Source organism: Geodermatophilus sp. URMC 63 (assembly GCF_053502565.1).
This window is the reverse complement of sequence record NZ_CP199956.1, coordinates 1,442,613-1,459,551: the sequence shown is the minus strand read 5'-3', so window position 1 is coordinate 1,459,551 and position 16,939 is coordinate 1,442,613. Positions and strand designations below refer to the sequence as shown.

The 16,939-nt window shown below is 77.2% G+C and carries 11 protein-coding genes; 3 read left to right on the top strand and 8 right to left on the bottom strand.

What is annotated here, in order from left to right; genetic code table 11:
* The first annotated feature begins 195 nt into the window (after positions 1-195).
* Positions 196-984, top strand: a complete 789-nt coding sequence (locus ACWIZO_RS07060; protein ID WP_448641784.1) for a hypothetical protein — start codon at positions 196-198, stop codon at positions 982-984.
* Positions 985-1,021: 37 nt separating this feature from the next.
* Here the strand turns inward: ACWIZO_RS07060 and ACWIZO_RS07055 are convergent, their stop codons facing one another.
* The 5 genes from ACWIZO_RS07055 to efeU form a co-directional block, all read right to left on the bottom strand.
* Complete coding sequence (locus ACWIZO_RS07055; protein WP_448641783.1) at positions 1,022-2,518, bottom strand: protein kinase domain-containing protein; 1,497 nt, start codon at positions 2,516-2,518, stop codon at positions 1,022-1,024.
* A gap of 73 nt (positions 2,519-2,591) precedes the next feature.
* Positions 2,592-4,319 (bottom strand): serine/threonine protein kinase, encoded by a 1,728-nt coding sequence (locus ACWIZO_RS07050; protein ID WP_448641782.1) that lies wholly within the window; start codon positions 4,317-4,319, stop codon positions 2,592-2,594.
* Positions 4,320-4,537: 218 nt separating this feature from the next.
* Positions 4,538-5,875, bottom strand: coding sequence for an iron uptake transporter deferrochelatase/peroxidase subunit (gene efeB, locus ACWIZO_RS07045; protein ID WP_448641781.1), 1,338 nt, complete (start codon positions 5,873-5,875; stop codon positions 4,538-4,540).
* Between the two features lie 96 nt (positions 5,876-5,971).
* Positions 5,972-7,117: an iron uptake system protein EfeO gene (gene efeO / locus ACWIZO_RS07040; protein ID WP_448641780.1), complete on the bottom strand. Its 1,146-nt coding sequence runs from the start codon at positions 7,115-7,117 to the stop codon at positions 5,972-5,974.
* On the bottom strand, positions 7,110-8,057 hold the full coding sequence (gene efeU, locus ACWIZO_RS07035; protein WP_448641779.1) for an iron uptake transporter permease EfeU: 948 nt from the start codon (positions 8,055-8,057) through the stop codon (positions 7,110-7,112). The genes efeO and efeU overlap by 8 nt, the downstream gene beginning before the upstream one ends.
* A 265-nt stretch (positions 8,058-8,322) precedes the next feature.
* Between efeU and ACWIZO_RS07030 the strand changes: the two genes are divergently transcribed.
* On the top strand, positions 8,323-9,099 hold the full coding sequence (locus tag ACWIZO_RS07030; protein ID WP_448641778.1) for an enoyl-CoA hydratase-related protein: 777 nt from the start codon (positions 8,323-8,325) through the stop codon (positions 9,097-9,099).
* A 587-nt stretch (positions 9,100-9,686) separates the two neighbouring features.
* On the opposite strand, the gene ACWIZO_RS07025 is transcribed toward ACWIZO_RS07030, so the two are convergent.
* From ACWIZO_RS07025 to ACWIZO_RS07015, 3 genes are all read right to left on the bottom strand, one after another.
* A complete protein-coding gene (locus tag ACWIZO_RS07025; protein ID WP_448641777.1) occupies positions 9,687-11,315 on the bottom strand; it encodes a dynamin family protein in 1,629 nt (542 codons plus the stop codon).
* Complete coding sequence (locus ACWIZO_RS07020; protein ID WP_448641776.1) at positions 11,312-13,171, bottom strand: dynamin family protein; 1,860 nt, start codon at positions 13,169-13,171, stop codon at positions 11,312-11,314. The genes ACWIZO_RS07025 and ACWIZO_RS07020 overlap by 4 nt, the downstream gene beginning before the upstream one ends.
* A 106-nt stretch (positions 13,172-13,277) precedes the next feature.
* Positions 13,278-14,627 (bottom strand): IniB N-terminal domain-containing protein, encoded by a 1,350-nt coding sequence (locus ACWIZO_RS07015; protein WP_448641775.1) that lies wholly within the window; start codon positions 14,625-14,627, stop codon positions 13,278-13,280.
* Positions 14,628-14,910: 283 nt separating this feature from the next.
* On the opposite strand from ACWIZO_RS07015, the gene ACWIZO_RS07010 reads away from it, so the two are divergent.
* Positions 14,911-16,926 (top strand): Hsp70 family protein, encoded by a 2,016-nt coding sequence (locus ACWIZO_RS07010; RefSeq protein WP_448641774.1) that lies wholly within the window; start codon positions 14,911-14,913, stop codon positions 16,924-16,926.
* Positions 16,927-16,939: the final 13 nt, after the last annotated feature.

Below are 16,939 nucleotides of genomic sequence, written 5' to 3'. Positions count from 1 at the left end.
CGGGTCACGGCGGCGGGTCACGGCGGCGGGTCACGGCGGCGGAGCCACGGCGGCGGGGCGACGGCGGCAGGGACGGACGGATCCGTCCCGGGTGACCCGCCGCGGACCTCCCCGGCCCGGAGGCGCCGCGCGGCTAGCGTGCAGACGGAGACCGGCTCCCTCGAGGGCCCACCCGTCCGACGAGGAGGAACGACCGTGACCGCCCCGCACCCGCCGGCCGGCCCGCGCACCCAGGAGATCCCGCTCGCCCCGGCCGGGGCGACGGCGGCCGGGGCGGCCGAGGAGGTCCAGCCCGCCCCGCCGCACCCCGCGGCTCCCCCGCTCCCGCCGCCCCCGGCACCGGGCACCGTCACCACCGCCGTCCAGCCGCGCGTCGAGGACACCGCGACGCACGCGGCGGCCGCCCAGCCGACCGGCCCGCTGGACTCGTGGTTCGGCGCGCCGTCGGCACCACCGGCCGGCCCCGCGACACCTCCTCCCGCGCCTCACGCCGGTCCCGAGGACGCCCCGCAGCCCGACCCCGCCGCGCCGCAGCCCCCAGCGCCGCAGCCCCCCGCGCCGCAGCCCCCCGTGTCCCAGCAACCCGCGCCCCAGCCCGGCGCCACCGCGCGACGCGCACCCCGCCGGCCCCGTGACCGCGCGCTGCTCACCGGCGCCGGCCTCGTGGCGCTGAGCCTGCTGCTGCTCCAGCTGGGCCTGGCGCTGGACCTCGGCGGGGAGCCGCTGTGGTCGGTCACCCCGCTGTGGTCGGCGTTCGCCACGCTCGCCGTGCTCGTCGGCGCGCTGCCCCTCGCGACGCGCCTGCCGCTGCCGGGCGGTGCGGCCACGGCCGAGAAGGTGGCGCTGGGCGGACTCACCGGGCTGGGGGTCTTCTGGCTGCTCGTCGGGCTGCCCAACGCCGACACCGACCGCGGGTTCCTGCTCACCGCCGCCCTGGCGGCGCTGGGCGTCGCGCTCTGGTTGGCGCCGGCCCGCCGGCGCTGACCCGCGGGGCACAGCGCCCCGGGGCCGGACGGCGCGGTCAGCCGTTGCGCCCCCGGCCGTTCCCGTTGCCGTTGCCGTTCCCCCCGGCGTTGCCGTTGCCGTTGCCGCCGGCGTTGCCGTTCCAGGTGCCCTGGGGGACCGGCACCTGCGGCGCCGGGTCGGGCGTCGGCGCGGCCTCGGTGGCCTGCGGCGCGGTGCTCGCCACCGGCGGGACCTCCGTCGACGGCGCCGGGGACGACGGCGTCGGCGGCGCCACGGCGACGGTCAGGGTCACCACCTCGCCCGGCGTCAGCCGGCCGGTCGGGCCGACGGCGGTCACCAGGCCGGCCACGACGTCGGCGCTCTCCTCCGTCGTCCGGGTCACCCGCAACCCGGCCTGCCCCAGCTCCTCCTCGACCTCGTCGGCGGGGCGGCCCACCAGGTCGGCCCAGCGGACGTCGGCGGCCGAGGGCGTCGCGCCGGTGACGACGGCCGGCTGGTCCCCCGCGCTCGTGCCGGCGAACTGGAGGGCGCCCACGCCGATCGCGGCCCCGGCGGCCAGGGTGGCGATCCCGGCGAGCACCCGGCTCCCCCGGCGCCGCTGCGGGACCGCCGACGCCCCGGCGGCGGCCAGGGAGGGGACGGCGGGCAGGCGCGCGGCACCGGCGTCCGGGAGGGGCAGCGGCGTGGTGGCCGCCGTCGGCGGGGGCGGCAGCGACCGGCCGGCGCGCACGTCCTCGACGGCGGCCAGCAGCGCGGCGCCGTCGGGGAAGCGGGCGGCGGGGTCCTTGACCAGCGCCCGCGCCACCAGGGTGCGCACCGGCTCGGGCACGTCGGCGGGCAGCGGGTCGGGCTCCTCGCGCAGCTGCCGCAGCGCGACCTGCACGGGGTGCTCGCCGTCGAAGGCCCGCCGGCCGGCCAGGCACTCCCAGGCGACCATCCCCAGCGCGTAGACGTCGCTGGCCGGGCCGGCCTTGCCCCCGCCGGCCTGCTCCGGCGAGAGGTAGCTGGCGGTGCCGACCACCTGTCCGGTGCGCGTCAACGGGGCGCTGGCGGCCGACCAGGCGATGCCGAAGTCGGTGATCTTGACGACGCCGTCCCGGCCGACCAGGACGTTGCCCGGCTTGACGTCGCGGTGCACCACCCCGGCCGCGTGCGCGACGGCCAGCGCGGCGGCAGTCTGGCCCACGACGTCGAGCACCCGCTCCGGCGGCAGCCGCGGCTCCCGCTCCAGCAGCGCCGACAGCGGCTCGCCGTCGACGAGCTCCATCACCAGGTAGGCGCACGGCTCACCGTCGTCGCTCACCACCTCGCCGTAGTCGTACAGCGCGGCGATGTTGCGGTGCAGCAGCCGTCCGGTGAGCTGGGCCTCGGTGCGGAAGCGGGTGCGGAAGGTCTGGTCGCCGGTGTACTCGCTGCGCAGCACCTTGACCGCGACGGCGCGGTCGAGCAGCACGTCGCGGCCGCGCCAGACCTGGCCCATGCCACCGGTGGCGATCAGTCCGGTCAGCTCGTAGCGGCCCGCCAGGACGCGGCGTACCGGGCTCACGGCCATCCCCACCTCCCGTCGACGGCGGAGCCCCACCTTCTCATCGCCGCGCCGGACCCACCATGGTCGCCGCGCCGGGTCAGCTGCTCGGGTACGCCCCCGCGGTCGGCCAGCGGTCGGCCGAGGCCGGCGCGGTCGGGGACCTCGGGGCGGCCGGGTCCGTCGTGGTGGTGGCGCTCGTCGCCGGCGTGGTCGTCGGCGTCGGGTCCGGCGACGGCGTCACGGAGGGGGTCGGGGTGTCCGTGGGGGTGGCCGCCGGGGTCCTGGTGGTGCTCCCCGACGGGCTCGCGTCGGCGGCCGGCGCCGAGGACGTCGCCGGGGCCGGGGGGGCCGAGCCGGCCGCCGCCGTCTGCGGCACCGTCGGGACCGGCTCGGCGACCTGCTCGGGCACCGAGGCGCCGGTGACCGGTGAGACGCCGCCCCGGTCGCCGCTGACCCCGCCGTCCCCGTCCCCGTCGCCGGTGTCGCGGCTGGGCGGGGCGACGGAGGAGGTGACGACGACCTCGTCGCCCGGCCGGAGGCGGCCGGTGGGCGTGACGTCGACGACCAGACCGGGGACGGAGTCGCCGGTGACCTGCTCGCGGCGCTGGACGCCCAGGCCGAGCGCGGAGAGCTGCGCAGCGACGTCCTCCACCGGCCGGCCGAGGTAGTCCTCGGCGGCGAGCTCGACGCCGTCGTCCTCGCCGTCGCGCGTCTGGGCGGCGACGACGGTGGGCGCCTCCGCGCCGTCGGAGAGGGCGGCGAAGGCGGCGCCGGCCAGCCCGGCGCCCAGCAGCAGGGCCAGCAGCGGCACCAGGACCGCCGCGGCCCGGCGCCGCGGGGCCGCCGGCGGGCCGTTCCGGTGCGGCGCGGAGCCCGCGGCGTGCGGTCCGGGGACCCCGGCCGGGAGCGGCGCGGCCTGGGTGGCCGGCCCGGGGTCGACGACGGCGCGGGCCGGGGTCGCGGGGGCGGGAGGCGGGTCGGCCGGCAGCCGGCCGGCGCGGGCGTCCTCGACCGCCGCGACGAAGGCCGCGCCGTCGGGCATGCGGGCGGCCGGGTCCTTGGACAGCGCGCGCCGGATGAGCGTGCGGACGCCGCCGGGCAGGTCGTCGGACAGCGGCTCGGGGTCCGAGCGCAGCTGCTTGAGCGCGATGGTGACGGCGTTGTCGCCGTCGAAGGCGGGGTGGCCGGTGAGGCACTCGTAGCCCACCAGGCCGAGGGCGTAGACGTCGCTGGCCGGGGTGGCCAGGTGCCCCTCGGCCTGCTCCGGGGACAGGTACTGCGGCGTGCCGATGACCTGGCCGGTGCGGGTGAGCGGCACGCTCGCGGCCGACCAGGCGATGCCGAAGTCGGTGATCTTCACGCTGCCGTCGGGACGGACCAGGATGTTGCCGGGCTTGACGTCGCGGTGCACCAGGCCGGCGCGGTGGGCCTCGGCGAGGGCGGCGGCGGTCTGGTACAGCACCGACAGCGTGGTGGAGGTGTCCAGCCTCCCCTCGGTGCGCAGCAGTGCCGACAGCGGCTGCCCCTCGACCAGCTCCATGACCAGGTAGGCGAGCTGCTCGCCGGTGTCGGCGGCCTCGGTCTCGCCGTAGTCGAAGACGGCGGCGATGTTGGGGTGGCTCAGCGCCGCGGCGTGCTGCGCCTCCGCGCGGAAGCGGGCGAGGAAGGTCGGGTCGCCGGTGTACTCGCTGCGCAGCACCTTGACCGCGACCGGGCGGTGCAACAGCACGTCCGTGCCGCGCCAGACCTGGCCCATGCCACCGGAGGCGATGAGCGCGGAGAGCTCGTAACGGTCACCGAGCATCCGGCGACCCGGTTCCACCACGGGAGCTCTCCATTCCCTGCGGGCCCTCGACCCGCGTCCCCACACCGGAGACGCGGCTCCCCACCGCCGGGATAGCCCGCGTCTTCCGAGACCACACATACTCCCAGGAGCACCACCCGTCCGGGGTGTCCCGTGCGTCACGGCTCGGCAACGACTCGGCGATACGGCGGGGGACGGACGGCGGCGCGGCAGGGCCGGCCCGGGTGTGGGAGGGGCCGCTATCCCTCGAAGAGCGCCCGGCCCCACCAGTCGGCGTCGTCGCGCACGCCCGGCGGGCAGGCGAAGACGGCCGAGGAGGTGTGCCGGATGTACTCGTTCATCGCGTCGAGGCGCAGGTTGCGCTGCACCTGGACGAACCCGGTCTGCGGGTCGCGCTGGAAGGCGATGAAGAACAACCCCGCGTCGAGCCGGCCGAGCCCGTCGGAGCCGTCGACGAAGCTGTAGCCGCGCCGCAGGATCGCCGTCCCGGCGTTGGTCGGGTGGGCGAGGAAGACGTGGCTGGTCTCGGGGACGGCGAACTCGCCGTCGACCTGCTTGGTGAAGTCGACCGGGTCGAACTCCGCCTGCTGCCCGAGCGGGGCGCCGCTGCCCTTGGTGCGGCCGATGGTGCGCTGCTGCTCGTCGAGCGAGGAGCTGTCCCACGGCTCGACGAGCATCCGGATGCGCCGGGTGACCAGGTAGGAGCCGCCGCACAGCCAGTCGGCACCGTCGTCACCGTCACCGACCCACACGAAGCGGTCGAGCGTCGCGGTGTTCTCGGCCTTGAGGTTGTCGGTGCCGTCCTTGAAGCCGAACAGGTTGCGCGGGGTGGCCTGCGCGGTGCTCGTCGACGACGTCCGGCCGAAGCCCAGCTGCGACCAGCGGACACTCACCCGGCCGGCCCCGATCCGGACCAGGTTGCGGACGGCGTGCACGGCCACCTGCGGGTCGTTGGCGCAGGCCTGGATGCACAGGTCCCCGCCGCTGATCGCCGGGTCGATCTGGTCGCCGGGGAAGGCGGGCAGCTCGGCCAGCGGCGCGGGCCGGCGGGCGGCCAGGCCGAAGCGGTCGACGCCGTCCGCGGTGGTGAACAGGGTCGGCCCGAAGCCCACGGTGACGGTCAGCCCGGACGGCGGCAGGCCGATCGCCTCGCCGGTGTCGTCGGGCGGGGCGTACTGCGACCCCGCCACCGCGCCGACCTCCCCGGCGTCCCGGCCGGCGGTCATCCGGCGGGCGGCGGCGGTCCAGTCCCGCAGCAGCGCGGCGAGCTCGTCGCGGCTGTCGGTGGTGACGTCGAGGGCGACGAAGTGCAGCCGGTCCTGCGCCGGCGTCACGATCCCGGCCTGGTGGGCGCCGTGGAACGGCACGGCGTCGGTCGCGGCCGGGGCGGCCGGGGCGGCGTCGTCGGCGGTGGCGCGGCCGATGACCCCGCCGGTGGCACCGCCGGCGAGCACCCCGGCGGTGCCGGCGCCCAGGAAGCCCAGCAGCCGGCGGCGGGACATCCCCGGCGAGCGCCGGGGCCCGGCCGGCCCGGTCGGCTCGGGCACGGTCGGCTGGTGTGCGGTCGGCTCGGTCACGACTTCTCCCACGCGAGGACGGGCGGCCCTGCTGTCAACGCTCCCCGGACGCGGGGGCGTCCCCCGGGAGGTGTCGCGCCGGTCACCGGTCGGCCGTCACTGGTCCGCGACGACCGCCGCGACCTGCCCGACCGACTCGCTCAGCGCGGTGATGCGGTCCGAGAGCCCCTGCAGCTGGTCCTCGGTGAGCTGGTCGTGCAGCGTCCAGCCGCCGTCGGTGCGGTACTGCTCGAGCTCGGCCTCGGCGGCGGCGAACCGCTCGTCGAGCTGGGCGACCAGGTCGGGGTCGGCCTCCTCGAGGTAGGGACGCAGCGCCTGGACGGCGGCCTCGGAGCCCTCGAGGTTGGCGGCGAAGTCCCACAGGTCGGTGTGGGAGTACCGCTCCTCCTCGCCGGTGATCTTGCCGGTGGCGATCTCGTCGAGGAGGGCCTTGGCGCCGTTGGCCAGCTGCAGCGGCTCCAGCGTCGTCCCGTTGGCGCGGTCGACGACCTGCTGCACGTCGGCCAGCAGCTCGTCGGCGTAGGGCGCCATGCCCTCGGTGGTGCCGCCCACCCACAGCGCCTGCTCGATGCGGTGGAAGCCGGTGAAGTCCTCGCCCTCGGCCTGGTCGCCCTCGCGGCCGTCGATGATCGGGTCGAGGTCGCCGAAGCTCTCGGCCACCGGCTCGATCCGCTCCCAGTAGGTGCGGGCCACCGGGTAGAGCGCCTTGGCGCCCTCGACGTCGCCGCCCTTGACCGCGTCGACGAAGGCGGTGGTCTGCTCCAGCAGCGCGCCGGTCTGGCTCTGCACGTAGCGCTGGTAGTCGGTGCCGGCCTGGGAGAGGGTCTCGTCCTCCGACAGCTGCGCCGCCTCGCCGGTGACGGTGAGGTCGCTGCGGATGCCGTCGCCGACCATGCCCGGCTTGCAGGTGGCCGCGTACGTGCCGGCGGGCAGCTCGACGAGCAGCTCGCGGGTCAGGCCCGGGGCGATGTTCTCCACCTCGCCCATCACCCGGTCCCCGTCGGCGTAGACGTAGAACTCGGTGACCTGGCTGCCGCTGTTGGTCACCTGGAACTGGTGGGTCCCGGCGGGGAAGCCGGAGCTGGCGACGTCGCAGGCGTCGTCGGTGGCCGCCACGGTGACCGTGTCGGCGGCCTCCCCGCCGGCGTCCGCGGCGGTGCCGCCGTCGGCAGCGCCGCACGCGGCGGTGGTCAGCGCGGCCAGCAGGCCGGCGGTGAGGAGGGGGAGGCGGCGGTCACGCACGGACATGCTGGGTGGACTCCGACTGCGAGGAGGTGGTCCGGGCCGGGGTGGCACCGGAGGACGGGGTGGGGGCGCCGGTCCGCGGTGCGTCGGCGACCACGTTGGGCGCCGGGGCCGGTGCGGGCGTGCGGGCCGGCCAGAGGAAGGCGGCGAGGACCGGCACCAGGTAGGCGGCGTAGGCGACCATCTCGAGCACCGTCGGCGTGGCGGTGATGTTGAGGACGCCGGCGATCGTGGCGCCGTACCAGCTGTTGGGGTCCAGGACGCCGGAGACGTCGAAGGCCAGGGTGTCCAGGCCGGGCAGCACGCCGGCCTCCTGGAAGTCGTGGACGCCGTACTTGAAGATGCCGGCGGCGACGAAGACCAGCAGCACGCCGCTGACGGTGAAGAACCGCGACAGGTTGATCCGGATGGCCCCGGCGTAGAGCCCGATGCCGACGACCACGGCGGTCAGGACGCCCGCGGAGATGGCCACCAGCGGGGTCGCCGTCGTCGTGGCGCCCTGCGCGGCGGCGTAGAAGAGCAGCGTCGTCTCCAGGCCCTCCCGGACCACCGACAGGAAGGCGATGCCGGCGACGGCGAGCGTGCCCACGCCGATCGCGGCCTCGAGCCGTCCGGTGAGCTCGCCCTTGAGCCGGCGCGCGGTGCGCCGCATCCAGAAGATCATCCAGGTGACCAGGACGACGGCCAGCACCGAGGTGATCGCCTCGAACAGCTCGCGGGAGCGGTAGTCGGCCAGCAGCGTCGTCTCGGTGTAGGTCAGCAGCGCGCCGAACAGCACCGACAGGACCACGGCCGCGGCCACCCCGGCCCACAGGGGCAGCAGCTGGCGGCGCCGTCCGGACTTGACCAGGTAGGCGACGAGGATGCTCACCACGAGCGTGGCCTCGAGCCCCTCGCGGAGGCCGATCAGGTAGCTGGCGAGGAATGCCTGGCCCATGGCTGACCCATCTGTCGGGGGCGGGACACCCCCGGCTCGACCAAGGGCAGGCACACCTTACTCATGCCACCTGGCAGCGCACACCTCCCACCCGTCACAGGGGGGCGGCCACGACCAGGGAACCTGATCGTCGCGTGTCCTCCCCCATGGTGGACGGTGAGGGAGGACGCGCTGCGGTGCGGGAGGACGGCGGTGTCCGACCGGACGGCGGCCGGCGACGAGGGCCGACGACGAGGGACGACGACGAGGGACGAAGGAGGACACGATGCCCGAGACCGTGACCCGGGAGGACGCCGGCGGCGTCGCGACCGTGACGCTGCGGCAGGCGGGGCTCACGCGGGTCGCGCGCCGGGAGCTGCTCGACGTCGTGCGGGGCATCGCCGACGACGACGCGGTCCGCGCGGTGCTGCTGACCGGGACCGGCCGGGCGTTCTGCGTGGGCCAGGACCTCGCCGAGCACGTCGAGTCCCTGCGCGGGGACGCCGCCACCTCGCTGTCGGTGGTCGAGGAGGAGTACAACCCGCTGGTCCTGGCACTGGCGGGGCTGCGGGTGCCGGTCGTCGCCGCGGTCAACGGCGCGTGCGCCGGGGCCGGGCTCGGGCTGGCCATGGCCGCCGACCTGCGGGTGGCCGCCGCGGGGGCGAAGTTCACGACGGCGTTCACCGGCATCGGGCTGTCCAGCGACTCGGCGCTGGCGGCCCGGCTGGTGCACACCGTGGGCGTCGGCCGGGCCACCGAGCTGCTGCTGCTGCCCGACGCCTTCCCGGCCGAGACCGCGCTGCAGTGGGGCGTGGTACACCGGGTCGTGGACGCCGGCGAGGTGCTCGGCGCGGCGCGGGCGCTGGCCGAGCGGCTGGCCGGCGGGCCGACCGCGGCCTACCGCGCGCTGAAGACGGTGCTGGCCGGCGCACCCACCGACACGCTGGAGGAGACCCTCGCCCTCGAGGCGCGGCTGCAGACCGAGCTCGGGCAGACCGCCGACCACAGCGAGGCGGTCGAGGCATTCCTCGCGAAGCGCCCGGCGAGGCTCACCGGTCGGTGACGCAACGCTGTCGTCGCACAACGCAGGGCGCCGACACGGGGCCACCCGGACCGTCACCGCCCAGGCGGCCCGGTGCCGCTCCGGTGCGGCTCCGGCGCGGTGACACCCTGCCCGCACGCCAGCGGAGGGGAGCGACGGTGGACGCAGGCTCGACCGGGACGACGGAGGCCGCCCTCGGAGAACGGCCGCTGCCCCGCGGGCCCGTCCGGGCGCCCGGCCCCGCCGGCCGGCCCGCACCGCCCCGGCCTCCGCTCACCAGCGCCCTCGCCGCGCCGCTCACCCCGGCGGTGCCACCGCGCCCGGGCGCCGTCCGCGCCGCCGGCCTGCTGTGCTGGGCCGGGGCCCTGGCAGCCGCCGCCGGCCTGCTCGCGCTGCTGCTCGACCGCGCGGCGCTCGACGCACGGCTGACCGCCGCCGCGACCGCCGGCGATCCCGCCGCGTCGGCCGCAGAGGTCTCCGGCGCCGTCGCCGCGACGATCGCCGCGGTCGGCGGCGCGGTCGGGCTGGTCACCGCGCTCATGGTCGCCGGCACCGCCCTCGCCCTGCGGCGCCGCGCGTGGGCCTGCCGGCTGCTGCCGGCGCTGCTGCTACCGACCCTGCTCGTCCTCGGCGTCGCGCAGAGCACCGCCGCCGGGGACGCCGACCTCGACCGCGTCGCGCTGCTCGCCGCCGCCGTCCTGTTCCTGCTGGTCCCGGTGGCGCTGTCCACCCGCGCCGCCCGGGCCTGGTCCCGCCCCCGCTGACCCGTCGGCGAGCGCGGCGAGGACCCCCTCGCAGGAGCGCACCACCACGTCGGCGGCGTCGGCGGCCGCCCGGTCGGCCAGCGGGTCGCCCGCCGCCTCCCGCCAGCGCCGCAGCGCCTGCACGGCCGCGGCCCGCAGCGCCCCCTCGGGCGAGCCCTCGGGCAGTCCCAGCCGCGCGGCCGGCGTGGTCCCCGCGACGCCGAGCAGCCGCTCCCCCTCGGTCAGCAACGCGGCCGGCAGGGGACCGCCGGGCGCCCGGGTGTGGGCCAGCAGCGCCAGCTCCGCGACGTCGTCGGAGGACAGCCGGATCCGCTCGACCTCCGCCCGCACCGCGTCGGCGCCGCCGACCGGGTGCTCGTCGAGCAGCTCCTCCACCAGCCGCAGCGCCGCGGCCGCCCGGACCGGCCCGCCGCGGGCGGTGACGTGCACCTGCAGCAGCCGCTGCAGCTCGGTCAGGCCGCTGCGGCGCAGGAGCTCGGCGGCCAGCGCGTCGGCGTCGTCGATCCCGGTCCGGACCAGCGCGACCGACAGCCGGGTGCCGAAGAGCCCCAGCCGCTCGAGCAGCGAGGTCCGCACCTCCGCCGACAGCGGGACGGCGGTCTCGGCCCGGCAGAAGCGGTCGGCGGTGAGCAGCACCGAGGTCACCGCCGCCGGGTCGGCGCCGGCCAGCGCGCGCAGGGCGAGGAGGTCGCCGTGCCGCAGCGTCCGCCCGGCCAGGGCGAGCTGCCCGGCCACGGGGACGACGGCGGAGCTGACCGCCCGCAGCTGCGGGTCGGCCGACATCCGGCGGGCCACCGCCGCGGCCGCCTGCAGCGCGTCCATCCGCCCGGCGCCGACCTCGTCGGCGCGGGACAGCACGGTGATCGTCGTCGTCAGGGTCCCGGTGGCGCCGGTGGCGGCCTGGAAGGCGCGCAGGACGGCGAGATCGTCGGGCTGCGGCTGGCGGGTCAGGTGCACGACCGCGTCGGCGCCGGCGAGCCCGGCGCCGGTGCCGAGGAAGGCGTGCGTGCGGTCGCTGGTGCCCGCCGACAGCGACCCGGTGCCCGGGGTGTCGACGAGGGTGGCGCCGAGCAGGTCCGGGGAGGGCCAGTCCACGACCAGCGCGGCGACGTCCTCCGGCGGCGTGCCGGCGAGGTCCAGCCGCAGGCCGCCGCCGACCCGCCGCACGGGCAGGTCGCGGGCGGCGCCGTCGGTGCCGTGCTGCACGACCCGGGGCACCGCGCCGTGCCGGTACTCCGTCACCACCCGGGTGCACTCACCGGCGTCGGTGGGCGCGACCCGGGCACCCACCAGGGCGTTGAGCAGCGTGGACTTGCCCGCCTTCACCCGGCCGACCAGCGCCACCCGCAGCGGTCCGTCCAGCCGCCGGCGGGCCGCAGCCAGCCGCCGCGCCGCCTCCGGCACGCCCGCCCAGCGGACCCGTGCGTCGTCGAGGAGCGCCCGGACGTCGTCGGTCAGGGGGTGGTCCGTCACGGGGCCGGCACCGGGGCCCGGTCGAGCCGGGCGACCTCGGCGGTGAGCCGGTCGAGGCGCTCGAGCCGGGAGCGCAGCGCGCGGATGCGGGCCTCGTGGTCGGCGGTGGCCTCCTTCGCCGACCGCTGGGCCGCCCTGACGGCGTCGGCGAGGGTGCGGGCGGTCTCGTCGGTGGTGTCGGCGACCAGGTCCCGCAACGTGCGCTGCACCGTGCGCAGCCGGTCCTTGAGGTGCTTGCCCACCTGGAAGACCACCTCGTCGAGGTGCCGGCGGACGACGGTGCGCGCCTCGGCCTCCCGCCGCTGCCGCCGCTGTCTGGCGTCGTCGTTGTAGGCCTTGCGGCCCAGCAGGACGCCGGCGGCCAGCGAGAACGGGTTGATGATGGCCAGCCCCGCCAGGCTGGTGACCAGGCCGGTCATGAGCACGCCGGTGTAGGAGCCGCGCAGGCCGATGAGCGCGCGCTCGCGCAGCGTCATGGCACCGTCGTCGATGCCGGGGAGGTCGACCAGGGTGGAGAGCGCGTCACCGGCGGTGCCGACCTCCAGCGCCGGGACCGTTCCGCCGCCGTCGCGGACGACCTGCTCGAGAACCTGCTCGGCCAGCCACCGGGACCGCTGCTCGGCCCACACGTAGCTGTCGGCGACCGCGGCGGCGACGCGCTGATCGAGCCAGGCGGTGATCTCCGGCCAGGCCGGGCCGGGGTCGCGGGCGGCGATGACCTCCTCGGCCTCGCGGACGACGACCCGGGAGCGGTCCCGCAGATCGTGGTCGATGTCGGCCATGAGGTCGGTGACGCCGTCGCCCAGCACCTGCTGCCAGCGTGAGGACCGGCGGCGCTGCTCGTCCACGGCGGTGCGGGCCTCCTCCAGCTCGGCCAGCAGCGCCTCGCGCGAGGCGGGGTCCTCCAGGCTGCGCAGCTCCGACCGCAGCGCCGGCGACAGGTGGGCGGTCACGGCGGTGAGGTCGTGCACGAGGGAGCGGCGGGCCAGCGTCGCGGCCCGGCCGGCCACCTCGTCCTGCAGGTGGGTGACCAGCGGGGCCAGGCCGGACTCCTCGTGCAGCTCGCGGTCGCGGTGCTGCACGGCGAGCAGCGCCAGCGTCGAGGAGACGGCGAACACCGGTGCGTCGAGGCCGCGGGCGGCGAGGTGGCCGCGGTCGAGCTCGGTGATGCGCCGCCAGTCGGGACAGGTGTCGGTCTTGGTCAGGACGCAGACCACCGTCGGGCACAGCGCGGTGGCCTGCTCGAGGAGGGCCATCTCCGGCGCGGTGAACTCCTGGCTGGCGTCGGAGACGAACAGGACGGCGTCGGCGGTGGGCAGCAGGTCCAGGGTGCTCAGCGCGTGCGCCACCCCGAGGCCGCCGACGCCGGCGGTGTCGACCAGCTCCAGCCCGCCCGCGAGCAGCCGCCGCGGCAGCTCCACCTCGGCCTGCACGATCCGCTCGGCTCCAGCTCCGGCTCCTGCTCCGGCTCCGGCTCCTGCTCCGGCTCTGGCCCCGGCGACGCGGGCGGCGACCGTCTCGACCGGTACGGGCACCCGCTCGGTGGCCGGCTCGGCGCCCGGCTCCCCCGACGAGGGCCCGACCGCACGCACCAGCGTGGCCCGCGGCGCGTCCCCGTTGCGCACCACCGTGGGGACGACGGTGGCGACGTCGTCGGCGACCGGGCACACGGGCACCCCGGTCAGGGCGTTGACCAGCGAGCTCTTGCCCTGCTTGGGCTCGCCCAGCACGAGGACGCGCACACCCGGGGCCGCGTGCCTGCCGCGCACCTGGGTGAGCCGGCGCTGCAGGTCGGGCCGCCCGCACTCCTCGGCGAGGGCCAGCACGCGGTCGACGAGCTGCTCCGCTGTGGCCACGGTCACCTCCTCGGCGTCCGGTCATCCCACCACGGGGACCGGCGGCGGACGGGGAGCAGCCCGGCCCCGGCGCGGGAGACGCCGGGGCCGGGCGCGGTCGTCGGGATCAGGGGACGGGGTCCACCTCGACCGGGACGACCACCGCGTGGTCGACGTCGAGCAGGTCGTCGTCGGAGAGGTCGTTGCCGTTGAACGACCCGTTGCCGTCGTCGTCGGACAGGTCGTTGCCGTTGAGCGAGTCGTCGACCCCGTCGTTGTCCTGCGAGAGGTCGTTGCCGTTGAACGACCCGTTGCCGTCGTTGTCCTCCGAGAGGTCGTTGCCGTTGAGCGAGTCGTCGACCCCGTCGTCGTCGGAGAGGTCGTTGCCGTTGAGCGAGTCGTCGACCCCGTCGTTGTCCTGCGAGAGGTCCTGCGAGAGGTCGTTGCCGTTGAACGAGCCGTCCACCGAGTTGTCGACGGAGTTGTCGGAGTCGTCGACCGAGTTGTCCGAGTTGTCCGAGAGGTCGTTGCCGTTGAAGGAGCCGTTGCCGTCGTCGTCGGACAGGTCGTTGCCGTTGAACGACCCGTTGACCGAGTTGTCGGAGTTGTCCTGGCCGGAGTCGTCCGACAGGTCGTTGCCGTTGAACGACCCGTTGACCGAGTGGTCCGAGTCGTCGGAGTTGTCGACCGAGTTGTCCGAGTCGTCGACGGAGTTGTCGGTCGTGTTGCCGCGGCCGACGGCGTTGCCGTCGCCGGAGACGTCGTAGCTGTTGCCCGAGTCGGTCACGGTGACGGTGGTGTCGTCGTCGCTGCTGTCGACCTCGGCGCCCTCGACGTCGCCGCCGGCGGCGATGCCGTCGTCGGACACGACGTTGTCGTCGCCGAAGATCGCCTGCGCGTCGCCGCTGACCCAGATGCTGTGCGAGGCGTCGATCTCCACGTCGACGTCGGTGTAGGTCACCGAGATGTTCTGCAGGTGGGTGATGACCACCGTCTCGCTGCTGCCGGCCGGGACGGGCGCGGGGGCGGGTGCCGGGGCGGGGCCGCCGCCGCCGCCCGGGGCGCCGCCGTGGTCGTCGTCGTGGTGGTCGTGGTGGTGGTCCTCGTGGTGGTCCTCGTGGTGGTCGCCGCCGGTGGTCGGCGCGGGGGCCGGGGCCGACGGGGTGCTCGGCGCGTGGTGGTCGTCGTGGTCCGCCACGGGGGCGGTGCGGGGCGCCTCGTCGTCGTCGCAGTGCCCGTGCTGCCACGGTGTGTGGTGGACCGGGGCGGCCGGGGCGGAGCCACCGCCGTGCCCGCCCCAGGTGACCGGCGCGTACCCGGCGACCATCGGCATCAGGTCGTCGACCTCGGCCGGTGTGGCGTCGACGCCCGCGGCGGCCAGGGCGCCGACCGGGTCGGCCGCATAGGCGTCGGCGGCCTCGGAGTCGCGGAACAGGTCGAGGATGAAGTCGAGCAGCGAGTGCGCGATGTCCGTCATGGCTGGTCCTCCGTGTCGGTGAGCCGTCCGCCGTCGGCCGGCTGTCGACAGCAGTCCAACCGCCCCCGGGAGGACCGGGCATGGGGGTGTCGGCCCCTCCCGTGGTACCTCGATGGGGGGTGTCCGCTGACTCACCGTTAGGGGCTCCGGGGTGTCACCCCTCACTCACACCCTGCAAGCCCGAACGGGAGGGAGAAGCGGGACGCGTGTGACGTCCACGGCATACGGTCCTGCGACGTACCGGCGCCGGCAGGGGCCGGCAACGGTGCGACGGGGGGGAACCGTGCGCGACGGCGAGTACGGGCTGGGCATCGACATCGGGGACGGGACGGTCGCTGCAGCGGTCTCCCGCGCGGGCACCGGAGAGGTCCGGCCCCTCCCGCTGGGGGACGGAGGCTCCGGCCCCGCCGCGTACACGATCGCCGACGACGGCGTCCGTCTGGGTGCGCCGGCTGGGGCCTGCACGGCGCACGTCCTGGCGCGGGTCGGCGCCGCGACACCGCTCCACCTGGGGGGCCGCCCCGTCCCCGCCGCGGCCGTGCTGGCCGAGGTGGTCCGGCAGGTGCGGGAGACGGCCGGGGCGCAGGAGGGCGGACCGGACGGGTGGACCGTCGTCACGGTGCCACCGTCGTGGTCCGGTCACCGCCGGGGCGCCCTCGCCGCCGCGCTGCAGGAGGCGGGCACGCCGCGGTTCACGCTGGTGTCCTCGGCCGTCGCCGCCGTCGCGGCGCACACCGCCGCCGGGGAGCTGCCGGACCGGCCGGCCGTCGCCGTGTACGACCTGGGCGCCGCCACCCTCGACGTCGCCGTCGTCGGCCCCGACCCCGGGGACCCCGCCGCCGCGCTGCCCGTGCACCTCGCGACCCCGCCCGCACCGCACCCCTGGGCCGGCCGCGACGTGGACGACCTGCTCGTGGCCCACGTGCTCGGCTGCCTGACCGCAGCGCTGGACGGACCGGCCGCCGCGGCACTGCGGCGTTCCTGCACGGCCGCCAAGGAGGCGCTCGCGGAGGAGACCGCCGTGCGGGTGACGGCCGGACCGGAGACGGTGCGGGTCACCCGGGAGGAGTTCGACGAGCTGGTCGACGGCCCCGTGCGGGAGTCGGCCGCGCGGCTGGCCGCCGCGGCGGAGTCCGCCGGCCTGCGCCCCGCGGACCTCGACGCCGTGGTGCTGACCGGCGGCGGGTCCCGCATCCCCCTGGTCGCCGAGGTGCTGTCCGGGGAGCTCGGCCGGCCGCTGGTCCTCGGCGCGGATCCCGCGCTCACCGCCGCGCTCGGTGCGGCCGGCCTGGCCGCCGCCGCACTCGCCGCCGAGGAGCCGGTCGCCGACGTGCCGGCCGTGCCCGCCGTGGGTCTCGCCGTCGACGCCGGCCGACCGCCGCACCGCGTGCCCGCCGCCCCGCCACGGGGCCCGTCCGGTGCCCGCCCCTCCGCCGCCGGCCCGGCGCGGCCCGGACGGTCCCGCCGCACCCGGCGCGCGCTGGTGGTCGGGTCCCTGGTGACGGCGCTGCTCGTGCTGCCGCCGGCGCTGACCGGGGTGCTCGGCGCCGGGGACACCTCGGCGCCCGCCGCCGGGGACGTCCCGGCGGCCCAGGCGGAGACCGCTGAGGACGGCCCGGCGCCCCCCGCCGGGGACTCCCTCTCGGTGGCCGGTGCCGCGATCGTCGATCCCGGGGGCACCCCGGGCGGCGGCGCGGGAAGCGGCCGCACCCGCGCCACGGGCGAGGGGACGGCCACCGACGCCCCGGCCGCGGCTCCCGGCAACGCCGGCACGGTGCAGGCGACGGCGCCGGGGTCGGCCGGCGGCACCACCGTCGCCCCTCGCGGCAGCGCGAGCTCCGCGTCGGCCGCCGGCGGCACGACCACCCCGGCGTCCGCCTCCCCGGGCGACACCGCGGGTCGGCAGGGAGTGCCGCCCGCGGGGACGGTGCCGCCCGCGGGGACCACCGCGCCCGGGACGACGTCGTCACCGGTCACCGGCGCCACCCCGGGCAGCACCACCACCGGCACCAGCGCCCCCGGCAGCAGCACCCCGGACACCGGCACCCCGGCTCCGCCGGTGACGACCACGACCCCGGTCCCGGGGACGACCACGCCGCCGGAGGAGACCCCCGACCCGCCGCAGGTCGAGACCCCCGACCAGCCGACGACGCCGGATCCCGAGCCGGTGACGGACCCCCCGACGACCGGCAACACGGGAACCGACGGCGAGACGACCGGCGACACGGGGACGACCGGCGACACCGAGACCACCGGGGCCACCGGGGGCACCGGCGACACCACGTCGGGGACCCCGTGAGCGCCGGCGCCCG